This window comes from Streptomyces sp. NPDC102451, assembly GCF_044765485.1.
Taxonomy (GTDB): domain Bacteria; phylum Actinomycetota; class Actinomycetes; order Streptomycetales; family Streptomycetaceae; genus Streptomyces.
In genome coordinates, this window is record NZ_JBIWKD010000002.1 from 205477 (window position 1) to 221511 (window position 16035).

At 71.4% G+C, this 16035-nt stretch carries 9 protein-coding genes; 2 read left to right on the top strand and 7 right to left on the bottom strand.

The annotated features are described in order from the left end of the window. Positions 1-16 precede the first annotated feature (16 nt). The 3 genes from ACIRD8_RS04505 to ACIRD8_RS04515 all read right to left on the bottom strand — a co-directional run bounded on the left by ACIRD8_RS04505 (position 17) and on the right by ACIRD8_RS04515 (position 3795). Positions 17-1780, bottom strand: a complete 1764-nt coding sequence (locus ACIRD8_RS04505; RefSeq protein WP_403985898.1) for a tannase/feruloyl esterase family alpha/beta hydrolase — start codon at positions 1778-1780, stop codon at positions 17-19. 151 nt (positions 1781-1931) lie between these two features. Then, on the bottom strand, positions 1932-3071 hold the full coding sequence (locus tag ACIRD8_RS04510; protein ID WP_403985900.1) for an FAD-dependent oxidoreductase: 1140 nt from the start codon (positions 3069-3071) through the stop codon (positions 1932-1934). Positions 3072-3111: 40 nt separating this feature from the next. Continuing rightward, positions 3112-3795 carry a TetR/AcrR family transcriptional regulator gene (locus tag ACIRD8_RS04515; protein WP_403985903.1) on the bottom strand — a complete coding sequence of 228 codons (684 nt, stop codon included), beginning with the start codon at positions 3793-3795 and terminating at the stop codon, positions 3112-3114. A 278-nt stretch (positions 3796-4073) separates the two neighbouring features. Here ACIRD8_RS04515 and tkt point away from each other — a divergent pair, with 278 nt between their 5' ends. Continuing rightward, positions 4074-6257, top strand: coding sequence for a transketolase (gene tkt, locus ACIRD8_RS04520; RefSeq protein WP_403985906.1), 2184 nt, complete (start codon positions 4074-4076; stop codon positions 6255-6257). Between the two features lies 1 nt (position 6258). On the opposite strand, the gene ACIRD8_RS04525 is transcribed toward tkt, so the two are convergent. From ACIRD8_RS04525 to ACIRD8_RS04540, 4 genes are all read right to left on the bottom strand, one after another. Beyond that, the gene (locus ACIRD8_RS04525) at positions 6259-9117 is read right to left on the bottom strand and encodes an NHLP bacteriocin export ABC transporter permease/ATPase subunit (protein WP_403985909.1); all 2859 of its coding nucleotides are present in this window, start codon (positions 9115-9117) and stop codon (positions 6259-6261) included. Between the two features lies 1 nt (position 9118). Continuing rightward, positions 9119-11392, bottom strand: coding sequence for an NHLP family bacteriocin export ABC transporter peptidase/permease/ATPase subunit (locus tag ACIRD8_RS04530; RefSeq protein ID WP_403985912.1), 2274 nt, complete (start codon positions 11390-11392; stop codon positions 9119-9121). Beyond that, complete coding sequence (locus tag ACIRD8_RS04535; RefSeq protein WP_403985915.1) at positions 11389-12195, bottom strand: HlyD family efflux transporter periplasmic adaptor subunit; 807 nt, start codon at positions 12193-12195, stop codon at positions 11389-11391. The genes ACIRD8_RS04530 and ACIRD8_RS04535 overlap by 4 nt, the downstream gene beginning before the upstream one ends. 83 nt (positions 12196-12278) lie before the next feature. Next, positions 12279-12506: a type A2 lantipeptide gene (locus ACIRD8_RS04540; RefSeq protein WP_403985918.1), complete on the bottom strand. Its 228-nt coding sequence runs from the start codon at positions 12504-12506 to the stop codon at positions 12279-12281. A 767-nt stretch (positions 12507-13273) separates the two neighbouring features. Here ACIRD8_RS04540 and ACIRD8_RS04545 point away from each other — a divergent pair. Further along, a complete protein-coding gene (locus ACIRD8_RS04545) occupies positions 13274-15994 on the top strand; it encodes a cellulose binding domain-containing protein (protein ID WP_403985921.1) in 2721 nt (906 codons plus the stop codon). Positions 15995-16035 lie beyond the last annotated feature (41 nt).

Here is a 16035-nt window from a genome sequence, read left to right on the forward strand (position 1 = left end):
GGCCCGCACCGGGGCCTCAGCTCCTGCCCCTGGTGACGACCCATCGGCCGTCGACCCAGTTGCCGACCGTCTCGTAGCCGGAGCGGAAGGAGCCGAGCCAATCCAGCGTCAGCCGGGCCTGGGCGGTGGACCTGACCGGGGTGTAACTGCCGGCCTCGTCGGCGGGACCGCCGGTGGTGTTCACGGCGACGTACGGGAAGGGAAAGACGGGCCGGGTGGCGGTGGTGTGCCCGCCGGAGTCGACGGACTTCGTCAGCAGGCTGCCCGGGGCCCTGCCCTCGGTGACCCAGTCGGTGAGCGCCGTCAGCGCGTCGAAGGAGTCCGGGCCCTGGCCGCCGCCGCAGTGTGCGACACCCGGGAGCAGGAACAGCCGGGCGAAGTCCTCCGTCGCCTTCTGCCCGCCCATGACCTTCTGGACGGCCTTGTAGTACGCCATGGTTCCGACCGCGGGGATGTGCTGGTCACCGAGGCCGTGCCAGAGGATCAGCTTGCCGCCGGCCGCCTCGAAGGCCCTGAGGTCGGGGTCCGTCGCGTCGTACACGCCCTCGTTCCGCCCCACGATCCTCTCGTAGTAGGCCTCGGTGAACTTGACGTCCTTGTACGTCAGATGAGGCTGCGGGCTGTCGAACACCTGATAGCGGATGGTGTCCTTGACGAAGTTGATGTCGCCGGTCGGTCCGGTGGGTGTGCTCGGCACGATGACCTGGGCCCAGTTCAGCTCGGAGCCGCGCAGCTGGTAACCGGGGTACAGCAGGGAGCCGTGCTTGTCCGTCGGTCCGGCGTAGATCCTGCGTACGGTCGTGACCTGGTCGGCCGTCAGGCAGAAGGCCTCCGGCGTGGACGTCCGCCCCGCCTCGCAGCGGATGCCGGCCGGGTCCCAGGTGCAGCTCAACGGGTCCGCGATGATGCCGTCGGTGGCACCGCAGCCCTTGAGGACGGCCGCGTGGAGCGGTTGGAGGTCCGCGGTGGTGAGGGTGGCCGGACCGCCGTTCAGGAAGACCGACTGGGCGGTCCAGGCGTGCGAGAAGGTGTTGAGCGCCGTGAAGTTGTTGGCGGGGGCCCCGGCGATGATGCCGTCGAAGTCCTCCGGGTAGCGCTGGGCCTCGGTCAGCCCCTGGTGGCCGCCCTGTGAGCAGCCGTCGAAGTACGCGTGCCTGGCGGGCTGCCCGTAGTACTTCTCGATGATCTTTTTCGCGGCCTGCGCGAGCTGGTGGTCGGACTTGTAGCCGAAGTCGGCGCGCAGCGTCGGGTCCGTGGAGAACAGCCCGCCGCCCAGGGAGTGGCCCTCGTCGCTGGAGGCGACGGCGAACGCACCCGTGGTCAGCGGGGCGCAGCCGCTGGAAGCGGGGGCACTGCTCGTGCTCACGTTGCCGCAGAGTCCGCCGCAGCCGAGCTGGAGGTAGTCGGCCTGCCAGCCCGTCCTGGGCAGCCGCATCTCGAAGTGGATCTGGGGCGCGATCACGCCCTTCACGAGACATGCCGCCCAGTCGCCCAGAGTGTTGCTGCCGGCGGCGAGTTCGGTGGCCGAGCCGATGGCGAAGGGGACGCCCGGGACGGCCGAGGCCAGATCCAGCGACGCGACATCGGCGCAGTCCATGGCCGGCGCGATGCCGGCTGTCGCGGCGCTCACCGGGGCGGAGGCCCGGGAACCGACGGACCGGCCCCCGGTCCCGCCGTCGGCGAGTGCGACGCTCGCACCGGTGGCCAGGGCGACCAGGGCCGCGAAGGTGGGTATGAGGGCCGCCGGCTTCCACCGGCGCCCTCTCAACCGCAGGAGCATGCTCGGTCTCCAACTCGCTCGGGGCATGGGGGAGTTGCCGCCGAGGCCCCTGAGGGAGCGGCGGCACGAGCAAGGAACGTAGCCCGACGCGTCTCAGGGGGCAATAGGAGTTGACGATATTGTTGACAATGACGTCGTCAGTGTCTGGCGCTTATGCCCCGAAAGAGGCGAACATGTCGATGAGCGGCTGGGGCGCGCGGTCGTTGAACAGGGTTTCCTGGCTCCGGGCGGACTCGCGGGCGGTCTGCTCGCTCCGCGGGAACAGGGCCGACTCGTAGACGGACAGCGCGGCCTCGACGTCCGACGGGTGCGCGGCGAGGGCCTGGCCCAGCTCCGCGCCGTCGATCATCGCGAGGTTGGCGCCTTCCCCCGCGAAGGGGGACATCAGGTGCGCGGCGTCGCCGAGCAGGGTGATGCCGGGGACGCGCGGCCAGCGGTGGCCGACCGGCAGGGCGTGGATGAGCCGGGGGGTCAGCGGGCCGTCCGCCTCGGCGATCAGCCGGCGCAGACCCGGCGCCCAGCCCGAGAAGTGCTCCAGCAGTGCGGCCTTGGCGGCATCCGAGTCGGTGAAGTCGATGGTGGACAGCCGGTCCTCGGCCGCACGCAGGGCGGTGTAGACGTGCAGGCTTCCGTCCGTCTCGCGGTGGGCGAGGAACCCCTTGTCGTCACCGAGTGCGAAGAACATCCCGCCCCCGATCAGGTCAGCGCACTCGGGGTGGCGGACATCGGCGTCGAGGAGGTCCAGCTCGACGAAGGAGATGCCGGTGTAGGCGGGCAGGTCCGGTGAGAGCAGCGGCCGGATCCTCGACCAGGCGCCGTCCGCGCCGATGAGCAGGCCGGTGGTGAACGTGGTGCCGTCGGCGAGCGTCACCCCGTGACGTCCGCCGTTGAGCGGGGCGGCGTCCGTGACCTTGCTGCCCCAGCGGACGGTGCCCTCGGGAAGCGCGTCGAGCAGGAGATCGCGCAGGTCGCCCCGGTCGATCTCGGGACGGCCGCCGTTGCCGTCGTCCTTCTCCTCCAGGCAGATCCGGGCCTGCTTGTCGAGCACGCGGAGGGCCTCGCCGCCGGGATGGACCTTGACCCGGAACTCCTCGTACAGCCCTGCGGCGCGCAACGCGGCCTGACCGGTCTCCTCGTGGATGTCGAGCATGCCGCCCTGGGTGCGCGCCTGCCGGCCGGCGTCCAGGTCGAAGACGGCGGACCGGATTCCGTGCACATGGAGGACCCTGGCCAGGACCAGGCCGCCGAGGCCGGCCCCGACGATGGTGACGGGGTGGTGGGTGGTGTTCATGGTGGTGCCTTCGCTTTCTGCCGGGAGCCGGTGGCGGGGCTCAGCGGGGGGTGGCCGCCGTGCCGTTGACGACCGCCCGGAAGATCCAGGCCAGCCGCTGGTGCGGGGTGCCGGAGAACAGGTCGGTGCCGAGCGCCGCGATGCGGGGATGGGTCCCGGCGGACGCCTGGCTCAACGCCTCGACCAGGGCGTTGTGCTCGTCCTCGGCGCCGGGGGCGCCCTCGCGTCCGGACTGCTCGGCCGCGGTGGCGGTGGCCACCTGGAGGAGCACGTCGACCCCCCAGGCGGCCTGTGCGTCCGGGACACCGCCCTGGTGCAGGAGATCGAGCACGGTCTCGACGAGCGCCAGGTAGTGCGGCCCGGAGGGCCGGGCGAGCAGCGCGGAGTGGGCGAGGCCCGGATGGTCGAACAGGACCCCTGTGTACGACAGCAGGACCTGCGCGAGCCGGTCCCGCCAGTCGCCCCCGTCGGCGGCCGGTGCGAGGTCGACCGCGCCGAGCAGCTCCTCCAGGATCGCGGCGTGCAGTTCGGCCGTGCCGGCGACGTACACGTACAGCGACGCGGGGCCCGTGTCGAGCTCCTGGGCCAGCCGGCGCATGGTGACGCGCTGGAGTCCCTCGGCGGCCATGACACGGACCGCCGCGGCGATGATGGCCTCATGGGTGAGGGCGGGCTTGGCCGGCCGTTCGCGGCGGCTGCGGGGGGCTGGGGTTCGCGGAGTCACCCCTCGACCATAACGAACATGTTCGTAACGAACAAGTTCGTCGCACCGACCGCCCCGCCTGCCGGCCACCGCTCGGGGTAGGCGACCGGTCGACGGGGCGTGCGTCACCGTCACCCGCGCCGGGCGCATCTCCGCCCGTCGTGCGCATCGCGGTCCCCACCCCGCACCGCCGGGCCCTCTCCGGGTGCGGAGGACGGCGAGGGAACAGAGGATGCGAGGGGTGGCGAGCCGCACCGGCCCCGTCGTACCGAGAAGCGACGTCCGAGGGAGACAACACCATGGCGCCCGAGCGATCCTCTTCCGGCAGCGCAGCACCGCGCGACCCAGGCCTCGCCCGGCCGCTGGCCGAGCGGGCGGGGTGGAGCGATGTGGACGTGCGCGCGGTGGACACCGTACGGGTGCTCGCCGCCGACGCCGTCCAGAAGACGGGCAACGGCCACCCCGGTACGGCGATGAGCCTGGCGCCGCTCGCCTACCTGCTGTTCCAGCAGGTCATGCGGCACGACCCCGCCGACGACCAGTGGCTGGGCAGGGACCGCTTCGTCCTCTCCTGCGGCCACACCAGCCTCACCCTGTACATCCAGCTCTACCTGGCCGGCTACGGCCTGGAGATGGAGGACCTCGAGGCGCTGCGGACCTGGGGATCGGCGACCCCCGGCCACCCCGAGTACCGGCACACCCGCGGCGTCGAGATCACCACCGGCCCGCTCGGCCAGGGCATGGGCGCCTCCGTCGGGATGGCGATGGCCGGGCGCAGGGAGCGGGGCCTGCTCGACCCGGACGCCGCGCCGGGCACCAGCCCCTTCGACCACCACGTGTACGTGCTGGCCTCCGACGGCGACATGATGGAGGGCGTCGCCTCCGAGGCCGCCTCGCTCGCCGGCCACCAGCAGCTGGGCAACCTCATCACCTTCTACGACTCCAACCACATCTCCATCGAGGACGACACCGACATCTCGTTCAGCGAGGACGTCCCGGCCCGCTTCGCCGCGTACGGCTGGCACGTGCAGACCGTGGACTGGACCCGTACGGGCGACTACGGCGAGGACGTCGACGCGCTGCTCGACGCGATCGAGGCGGCCAAGGCGGAGCGGTCCCGGCCCTCACTGATCATGCTGCGCACGATCATCGGATGGCCCGCCCCGACGAAGAAGAACACCGGCAAGGCGCACGGAGCGGCCCTGGGCGACGACGAGGTGGCCGGCACCAAGCGGCTCCTCGGCTTCGACCCCGGGACGTACTTCCCCATGGAGGACGAGGTCCTCGCCCACACCCGGGCCGTGGGGGAGCGGGGCCGGGACGCCCACAAGCGCTGGCAGCGGGTCTACGAGGACTGGCGGGCCGCAGCCCCCGAGCGGGCGGCCCTGCTGGACCGGCTGCGCGAACAGGAACTGCCTGACGGCTGGGCCGACGCCCTGCCGCACTTCCCGGCCGACGCCAAGGGCATGGCCACCCGCAAGGCGTCCGGTGAGGTGCTTACCGCCCTCGCACCGGTCCTGCCCGAGCTGTGGGGCGGCTCCGCCGACCTCGCGGGCAGCAACAACACCACCATGGACGGGGAGCCCTCCTTCATCCCGGCCGACCGGCAGACGGCCGAGTTCTCGGGCGGACCCTACGGGCGCACCCTGCACTTCGGTATCCGCGAGCACGCCATGGGCGCCGTGCTCAACGGCATCGCGCTGCAGAGCCTGACCCGCCCGTACGGCGGCACGTTCCTCACGTTCAGCGACTACATGCGCCCCGCGGTCCGTCTCGGCGCCCTGATGAAGCTCCCCGCCACCTACGTGTGGACCCACGACTCCATCGGCCTGGGCGAGGACGGCCCCACCCACCAGCCCGTCGAACACCTGGCCGCCCTGCGCGCGATCCCCGGGCTCGACGTCGTACGCCCCGGGGACGCCAACGAGACCACCGTCTGCTGGCGGACGATCCTGGAGCACACCGACCGCCCCGCCGGTCTCGTCCTGACCCGGCAGAACCTCCCGGTGCTGGACCGCGCCGACGGCGTCCACGCCCCTGCCGAGGGAGCCGCGCGCGGCGCCTACGTCCTGGTGGAGGGCGCCGGGACCGCCCCCGACGTCATCCTCGTGGCGACCGGGTCGGAGGTCCAGATCGCCCTCGACGGCCGCAAGCTGCTGGTCGACGAGGGACTGTCCGTACGCGTGGTCTCGATGCCCTGCCGCGAGTGGTTCGCCGAGCAGCCGCTGTCCTACCAGGACGAAGTGCTGCCCCCGGACGTGCGCGCCCGGGTCAGTGTCGAGGCCGCCGTCGGCCAGGGCTGGCGAGAGGTGGTCGGCGACGCCGGACACATCGTCGGCCTGGAGCACTACGGCGCCTCCGCCGACTACCAGCGGCTGTACGACGAGTTCGGCATCACCGCCGAGGCCGTCGCCGCGGCGGCCCGCGCCAGCATCCGTGACGCGGTGGAGCCCCCGGTGCCGGGCGGCAGGCGGGACCGGTGACTCAGCTCATCTGACGCCGGACCAGTTCATGGAGCTGCCCGCCCGTGTCCGCGAGGAGCTCGGCGGGCGGCCCCTGCTGGACGACCCGGCCGTCCGCCATGACGACCACACGGTCGGCGTCCATCACCGTGGACAGCCGGTGCGCGATCACGACACGGGTGGCCCGCAGCGACCGGGTGCTCTCGATCACGGTGCGCTGGGTCTCGTTGTCCAGCGCGCTGGTGGCCTCGTCGAAGAACAGGATGCGGGGGCGCCGCACGAGCGCCTGCGCGATCATCAGCCGCTGGCGCTGCCCCCCGGAGATCGAGCCGCCGCCCGAGATCATCGTGTGCAGTCCCATCGGCATCCGCTTGATGTCCTCGGCCAGCCCCGCCATCGCCGCGGCCTCCCACGCCTCCTCCTGGGTGAAGACCTCGGCGCCGCAGATGCAGTCCAGGATCGACCCGGACAGCGGCTGGGCGTTCTGCAGGACGACCCCGCACTGACGGCGCACGGCCGCCGGGTCGAGCGCCGTCAGGTCCTGGCCGTCGTACAGAACGCTGCCCGAGACCGGCTTGTCGAAGCCGATGAGCAGCCTCAGCAGCGTCGACTTGCCGCACCCGCTGGGGCCCACGATCGCCACGAACTCGCCCGGCCGCACCGTCAGCGACACCTCGTCCAGGACGACGGGGCCGTCCTCGGAGTAGCGGAACGACACCCCCCTGGCCTCGATCTCCCCGGACAGCGTGCCCGGCTGGGTGCTGGCGCCGCGTACCTCGGGCGCCTCGTCCAGCACCGGCTTGATCTGCTCGAACATCGGCAGCACGGCCGCGGCCGACACGAAGGCGCCGGTGAGCTGGGTGACGGCCGTCAGCAGCATCGTCACCGACGTGTTGAACGTCAGGAACTCCGCGGCCGTCAGCGAACCGCGCGCCGGGCCCGCCAGCAGGACGAAGATGACCAGTGAACACAGCGGCAGATAGACCGCGTTGAGGACGGTCGTCAGATTCTTGATCCGGCCCGCCCGCTTCTGCAGCTCACGGCTGCGCGCGAACTCCGCGGCCCACGCCCCGTACGCGAAGCTCTCCGCCGCGGCGACCCGCAACTTGGGCAGGCCGCGCAGCGTCTGGAAGGCCTGGTTGTTCAGCTTGTTGCCCAGCACGACCAGCCGCCGCTGCCAGCGGAGCTCCCACATGCCCATGGTGAGGAACACCCCGGCGATGACCACCAGCATGGCGACCGCGGTGAGCGCCAGCGGAACGCTGAACCACAGCAACAGGCCCAGATTCATCGCCCCGAGCGTGCCCGCCTGCACCACGACGGGACCGGTGCCTGACAGCACCCGGCGGATGGCGCTCACCCCCATCGCCGCGCTCGCCAGTTCTCCCGTGGAGCGCCCGGTGAAGAACTTCGTCGGCAGCCGCAGGAGCCTGTCCCAGACCGCGGGCTGGAGCGTGGCCTCGATCCGGCCCTCCATCCGCAGGATCGTGAGGTTCTGCAGCAGCATGAAGGCCGCCGAGACGACACCGGAGATGACGACGGCCAGCGACACCTGCACGATGAGGGCGTTCTGCGCGTTGGGCACGTACACGCCGAGCACCTTGCCCGTCGCGATCGGCACCAGTGAGCCCAGCGCCACCGTCATCAGCCCCGCCGGCACCAGCTTCCGCAGGTCGCCCCGGGTGCCGAACAGGCCGAACCGCAGCAGCTGCCACTTGCCCAACGGCCGCTCCGGCAGCGGCCGGTAGAACATCACGGCGCGTTCCTCGAACTCCTCCGCCGAGTCGCTGTCGACGCGGCTGCGCCGCCCCGTCAGCGGGTTGACCGCCTCGTAGCGGCCACGGCGCCAGAGCAGGGCGACCGGCGCTCCGGACGCGGCGCGGTGGCCCACCAGCGGCCCGGAGTTCTGCCGCCACCAGCGCCCGGTCAGGCGCACCGGGCGGGTACGTATGCGCGAGGCGACCGCGACGCGCTCGACCGGGTCGATCCGGTCGCTCACCGCCCCGCCCGTGGCCGGTTCGGCGAGGACGATCCCGGAGTCCCTGGCCACCAGGAGGCAGGCCGCGTACACCGCGTCGTCCGAGGCCCCCGAAGCACGCGAAGTGCCCCTCCCGGACCGGCCGATCGAGGTCAGCAGCGCATGGTCGGCCTCCTTGCGGACGGCCTCGCCCGCCTTCATGCCCGCCGCGGTGCGGTCCTCGTGGGCGCGCTCCAGCTGTTCGATCCAGCGGTCCAGCGCCGACAGCAGGCGGTACTGCTGATTGACCATCCCCTGCCACATCTCCGGATCGACGAGCAGGTCACCCGCCGCCTCGGCGCTGAACGCGGCGCCGTACTGCACACTGCCCGGCGACACCGGCAGCCACAGGATGTCGTCGTCGCCCACCGTCTCGTCGAAGGTGGTCCGCCCGTCCAGCGGGGCCTCGAACAGCACCCGCTGGCTGCGGCCCACGCCGAGCGAGAAGGCGTGCTCCAGCAGGCTCAGCGTCGCGTCCCCGGTGTCGTAATGACTGCGGTACTGCCCCTCGTACGCCCCCTGGGCGGCGTACTCCGGCCGGTACAGCTCACGCAGCGGGATCCGGCGCAGCACGCACTCCTGGAGGGGGCGCCCCACCAGGGTGTGCTGCGGGCCCTCGACCGGGCCGAGGACGAGCGTCCCCGGTTCGAGCCGGCCCAGGAAGTGCCAGTGGCCCTGCTCCACCGCGTCCACCGCGAACAGGTCGAGGGCGCCGCCCACGACGAGCCACAGCACCTGGGGGCCCTCCAGCGACAGGCTCCGCAGCCCGGTGCAGTCGACGGGCTCGCCGAGGGCGCCCAGGGCGCCGATCACCGGGTCCTGGGCCGGGGCTTCCGCGCCCGCGAAGGGATGTACGGATGCCACGTCAGTGCTCCCTGACCAGATCGGCGTACGGGCCACCGGCGGCCACCAGGTTCTCGTGCCGGCCGCGTTCCACGACGGTCCCGTGGTCCAGGACCACGATCTCGTCGCTGTCGCGCACCGTGCTCAGCCGGTGCGCGATCACGACACAGGCACAGCCGCGCCGGCGCAGGTTGTCGATGATGATCCGCTCCGTCTCGGCGTCCAGCGCGCTGGTGACCTCGTCCAGGACCAGGATGCTGGGGCGGCGTACGAGCGCGCGGGCGATCTCCAGGCGCTGACGCTGCCCGCCGGAGAAGTTGCGGCCGTCCTGTTCCACCCGGCTGTGGATGCCACGGAGCCGGCGGGCGACGACGTCGTACAGAGCGGCGTCCCGCAGGGCCTCGGTCACCGCCTCGTCCGGGACCGAGGGGTCCCACAGCGCCACGTTGTCCCGGACCGTCCCCTCGAAGAGGAAGACGTCCTGGTCGACGAAGGACACCGACGCGGCCAGCGCGCCCCTGGGTATGTCCTCCAGCCGCTGCCCGTCGATGCGGATCGTGCCCTCCCAGGGGCTGTAGAGCCCCGAGATGAGCCGGGAGACCGTCGACTTGCCGCTGCCCGAACCGCCGACGAGCGCCACCTGCTGCCCCGGGCCCACCGACAGCGAGAAGCCGGTGAGCAGCGGCTTGTCGAGCGGGCTGTAGCCGAAGGTGATGTCCTCCAGCGTCACATGCCCCTTCAGCCGGCGGGTGCTCGCGGCCGGCTCACGGCGGGAGTACAGCGGGTCGACCGGGAAGTTCTCCACGTCCTTGAGCCGGGCCACGTCGGCCGCGAAGTCCTGCACCCGGCCCGCCACCCCGTTGAGCCGGGTGAGCGGTGCGGTGAAGCGGGTCACCAGCGCCTGGAAGGCGACCAGCAGACCGATCGAGATGTGCCCCTCGACGGCACGCAGCCCGCCGATCCACAGGATCAGCGCGCTGTTGAGCGTCGCCAGGGCGGGGGCGACGATGCCCAGCCAGGCGCTCGGCACCCCGAGGCGCTGCTGCTCGTCCAGCGTCGTGGCGTGCTGCCCGGCCCACCGCCGGAAGTAGCCGTTCTCGCCCCCGGTGGCCTTCATCGTCTCGATCAGCTGGAGACCGGTGTACGAGGTGTTCGTCAGCCGCGCGCTGTCGGCCCGCAGCTTCTGGGTGCCGGTGGCCCGCAGCCGTACGACGATGCGCATCGCGACGACGTTGAGCAGCGCGATCCCCACCCCGATGACGGTCAGCTGCGGATCGTACGTCCACAGCAGGAAGGCGTAGAGGAGGACGACGATGCCGTCCACACCGGCCGCGGTGAGGTCCCGGGCGAGTGTCTCGGCGACGGCGTCGTTGGACTGCAGGCGCTGGACGAGGTCGGCGGGACTGCGCTGCGAGAAGAAGGTGACGGGCAGCCGCAGCAGATGCCGGAAGAAGCGCGCGCTGCCGAGCGTCGACGAGATGATCCGCCCGCGCAGCAGATTCGCCTGCTGAAGCCAGGTCAGTACGACGGTGAGGGCGACCATCGAGCCCATCGCGGCGAACAGCACGCCCAGCAGCGAGGTCTGTTCGCCGATCATGAACATGTCGATGTAGGTGCGGCTCAGGGCCGGGAGCGTGGCCCCGACGGCCACCAGCAGCAGGCTGGCGAGGAGCGCGACCAGCATCGTGCCCGTGGTGCCGCGCAGCCGGGCCGGCAGCGCGGACATGACGCCGGGCTTCCGGCCGCCGCGCTCGAAGTCCTCGCCGGGTTCGAGGACCAGGACGACCCCGGTGAAGCTGGTGTCGAAGTCCTCGGCGGGCACGAACCGGCGCCCCTTGTCGGGATCGTTGATGTGCACCCCCCGCCGTCCGAGGCGGCGCCCCACACCGTCGTACACGACGTAGTGGTTGAACTCCCAGAACAGGATCGCGGGCGCCTGGACCTCCGCGAGGGCCGCGGGCTCCATCTGCATGCCCTTGGCCTGGAGGCCGTAACCACGCGCGGCCTTGAGCACGTTGCTGGCGCGCGAGCCGTCGCGCGAGACGCCGCAGGCGATCCGCAGCTCCTCCAGCGGCACATGGCGGCCGTAGTGGCCCAGCACCATCGCCAGCGAGGCCGCACCGCACTCCAGGGCCTCCATCTGGAGCACGGTGGGGGTGCGCACGGTCTTCGTCCGCCCGGGCTTCGGCGCCGGACGTGACCGCCGCCGGCCGGCCGGGGCACCCTCCGGCCGGTGCCTGCCGCGGCCGGGCGGCGGCAGCTGCTGGGCGGCGGGGGACGGGTGCGGTGCGGTCACGGGAGCAGCCAATCGATCGGGCGCTGGTCGGCGAGACGGACGGAGCCGGTGGCCAGGGTCATGGATCCGATGGCGTACGGAGGGCCGTCGGCCGAGGACCACCGGTAGCCGGACTCCGTGGAGGACGAGCGTTCGATCTTCACCAGGACCGCCAGCGGCCGCCCGTGCTTCGAGAACTGCTCGCCGAGCTGGGCGTCGCCGAGGAAGCGGGTGATCTGCTGCTGTGTCTGCGCGGCCCGGCCGACCGCGGCCACCTTGCCGCGCAGCACCCCGTACTGCTGGGCGGGCACGGACTGGACCGTGAGGTCGACGGAGGCGCCCACCGGGACCGACGCGGCACTGCTGCCGGACACGTACAGCAGGACGACCAGCGGGTCGTCGGCGCCGTCGATCCGCTCGACGCTCGCCACGTCCGCGCCGGTGGTGACCACGGCGCCGATCGTGGCGGTCACCGAGGTGAGCCGGCCCGCGTCGATGGTGCGGACGACGCGTTCGCCCTGCTCCGTACGGACCTTGAACAGGGGAGAGTTCCGGGGGAGGGTCTCGCCCTCGTCGGCCAGCACCTCCGTGATCTGTCCGGCGACCGGGCTCTGCAGGATGTAGCTTCCGCGGGAGTGCGTGAGGATGCCGGGGGCGTCGAGCGTGCTGGCGACGGAACCCGTCACGGCCCAGACGCAGGCGGCGGCCATCACGGCGACGGTGACGCAGAGGACGAGCAGGCCCTGCGGGCGGGCGAAGCGCACCGGCAGATCGAGCTGTTCGGGCGACTGCAGCTTGGAAAGGGCCTGTTGGCGGAACTGCACGGAACTCTTTCCTCACCTGTCAGCGGTCGGCACCGAGCCCCGGAACCGATGGGTTCCGGGGCTCGGTGGGGTCCTGCCGTGTCTCAGAGACCGGCGGTCAGGCCGGAGGCCAGGCCGGTGACCGCGCCCGTGTTCACGCCGGTGGCGGACTCGACGAGACCGGTGACCGAGCCGACGACGCCGGAGACCGGGACGATGCCCTCAACGGTGCCCGTGGCGTTGCCGACGAGGCCGCCGACGAGGCCGCCCGAGACGTTGTCGAGGTCGCTGTCGGAGATCTCGGCGGTCTCGACCTGGGGGGTGTAGTTCATGATGAGCGCTGCCCTTCGTATGGAAATTGCCTATATACGGAAACCCGTGGTGCGGCCTCCGTATGGGCCAGGATCAAAGCACGCCTGCGCCTCGTACAGCCAATCGAACTGAGGCGGATCTGTGGTTATCGGGCCGCTGGAATCGACGTACGTGCAGAAGTGTTCATTCGGTGGCGGCAAATCCTTCACGAGCTTCACCGGATGAATTCCGAGTCGGCGCAACTTCACGCTCCTCAAGTGGGGCAGTCCCGCCCCAATCGCCCCATGAACCGGTCTGGACCTGGCCTTCCGTGCCCGGTCGCGTGATCGGTGTGCGCACGCCGTGTGCAGGTTTCTCCGAAACGGGGTGCCGTGCAGTAATTCCGGCTTCCGGTGGCGCGGACCGCCCCGGGAAGTCGGAAGGTATCGGTATTCACGCTACCGTGAAAGGTGAACACGGCTCTCTTTTCCCTGTGGGGCGCCTGCGAATGGGCGGCGTATTTATGAAGCATTTACCGGGTGTGCGTGTCCATTGCGTCACGCGGCCTCCGGATATATGGAGAAGGTGTGTCGCCATTCGTGGCAGCCGTGGACGGTGTGGGTGTTCGTGCGGCACGGCGGGCGGCGATGCACGGCGGACGAGCTGATTCATCCGATGAAACGACTGCACCACCCTTCTCTGGGGCGACGGGCGGCGCTACCATCGGGATGCCTTATGGGAGCGCTCCCATCTCTTGTCGGCCCCGTACCGCCGTTCAGCGGCGGTCCAGCTCGGAGAGGACGTTTCCGTGCGCTTGAGCTCCAGACCGATCGCCGCCCTGGTGGCGGCACTTGCCCTGACCGCCGGGTTGTCGATCACCGGAACCCCGGCCGTGGCACGCCCGGACGACGGGCCCGCCGCGGCCGAAGCATCGGATGTGTCCATCGCGGCGGACACGTACACATGGAAGAACGCCCGGATCGACGGCGGTGGCTTCGTGCCAGGCATCGTCTTCAACCGGTCGGAGAAGAACCTCGCCTACGCGCGCACCGACATCGGCGGCGCCTACCGCTGGGACCAGACGGGCAAGCAGTGGACACCGCTGCTGGACTGGGTGGACTGGGACCGGTGGGGCTGGTCCGGGGTGGTGGGCCTCGCCTCCGACACCGCCGAGCCGGACAACGTGTACGCAGCCGTCGGCACGTACACCAACAGTTGGGACCCGACGAACGGAGCGGTCCTGCGCTCCTCGGACCGCGGTGCCTCCTGGAAGGCGGCCACGCTGCCCTTCAAGCTCGGCGGCAACATGCCGGGACGAGGGATGGGGGAGCGGCTCGCGGTCGACCCGAACAAGAACTCCGTGCTGTACCTCGGCGCCCCCAGCGGCAACGGGCTGTGGCGGTCGACCGACTCCGGGGTCACCTGGTCGGAGGTGACCGCCTTCCCGAACCCGGGCAATTACGCGCAGGACCCGTCCGACACCAGCGGGTACGGCAACGACAACCAGGGCATCGTGTGGGTCACCTTCGACGAACGCTCCGGCAGCGCGGGCAGCGCCACGCAGGACATCTACGTCGGGGTCGCCGACAAGGAGAACACTGTCTACCGCTCCACGGACGGCGGCTCCACCTGGTCCAGGATCGCCGGCCAGCCGACCGGATACCTTGCGCACAAGGGTGTACTCGACTCCTCGACGGGCTACCTCTATCTGACGCTGAGTGACACGGGCGGCCCCTACGACGGTGCCAAGGGCCAGATCTGGCGGTACGACACGGAGTCGGGCACCTGGTCGGACGTCAGCCCCGTCGCTGAGGCCGATACCTATTACGGCTTCAGCGGCATCTCCGTCGACCGGCAGAAGCCCGGCACCCTGATGGCGACCGCCTACAGCTCGTGGTGGCCCGACACCCAGATCTTCCGCTCCACCGACAGCGGCGCGACCTGGACCCGGGCCTGGGACTACACCAGCTATCCCAACCGCTCCAACCGGTACACGCTGGACGTCTCCTCGGTGCCCTGGCTCAGCTGGGGGGCCAACCCGTCCCCGCCGGAGACCGCGCCCAAGCTGGGCTGGATGACGGAGTCCCTGGAGATCGACCCGTTCGACTCGGACCGGATGATGTACGGCACGGGCGCCACGGTCTACGGCACCGAGAACCTCACCTCCTGGGACTCCGGCGCCAAGTTCACGATCACGCCCATGGTCAAGGGCCTGGAGGAGACCGCCGTCAACGACCTGGCGAGCCCGCCCTCGGGCGCGCCCCTGCTGAGCGCGCTCGGTGACATCGGAGGCTTCCGGCACACCGACCTCGACGCGGTGCCCGCCATGATGTTCACCTCGCCGAACCTGGACTCGACCACCAGCCTGGACTTCGCCGAGGCGACGCCCGGCACGGTCGTACGGGTCGGCAACGCCGACGCCGCTCCGCACATCGGCTTCTCCACCGACAACGGCGCCAACTGGTTCCAGGGCTCCGAGCCTTCCGGCGTCACGGGCGGAGGCACGGTCGCCGCCGCGGCGGACGGCAGCGGATTCGTCTGGAGCCCGGAGGGCGCGGCCGTCCACCACACCACCGGCTACGGCACCTCCTGGACCGCCTCCACCGGGATCCCCGCCGGGGCGACGGTCGAGTCGGACCGGAAGAACCCGAAGAAGTTCTACGGATTCAGCGCCGGCACGTTCTACGTGTCGACCGACGGCGGCGCCACGTTCACCGCGAAGGCGACCGGGCTCCCGGCCGAGGGCAACGTCCGCTTCAAGGCGCTGCCCGGCACGGAGGGCGACATCTGGCTCGCGGGCGGCGCTCCGACGGGCACGTACGGGCTCTGGCGCTCCACCGACTCCGGCACGAGCTTCACCAGGTTCTCCGGGGTGGAACAGGCCGACAGCGTCGGATTCGGCAAGGCCGCCCCCGGTGCCTCGTACCAGACGGTGTTCGTCAGCGCGAAGATCGGCGGGGTGCGCGGCATCTTCCGGTCCACCGACGGCGGCGCCGGCTGGACGCGGATCAACGACGACGCGCACCAGTGGGCCTGGACCGGCGCGGCGATCACCGGGGACCCGCGGGTCTACGGCCGGGTGTACGTCTCCACGAACGGCCGGGGGATCCAGGTCGGCGAGTCCTCGGACACCGACGGTCCGGGCACGGACCCCGGCACCGACCCCGATCCGGACCCCGGCACCGATCCGGAGGAGCCGCCTGCGGACGCCGACTGCTCGGTGACGTACACGGTCACCAACCGGTGGTCCGGCGGCTTCCAGGCCGAGGTGAAGCTCACCAACACCGGCGGCACGGCCTACGACGGCTGGCAGCTGGGGTGGACCTTCCCCGGCGACCAGAAGATCGGTCAGCTCTGGAACGCCTCCCACCAGCAGACCGGTGCGAAGGTGACCGTCACGGACGCCGGCTGGAACGGCAAGGTGGCGCCCGGTTCCTCGGCCGGCTTCGGCTTCACCGGTACGACGACGGGCGACGGCACCGCACCCGGCGCGTTCACGCTGGGCGGTGAGGCCTGCAACGTCGGCTGAGCACCGCGGGGCCGGGCGGGAGTGTGGCCCCGCGCCCTGGG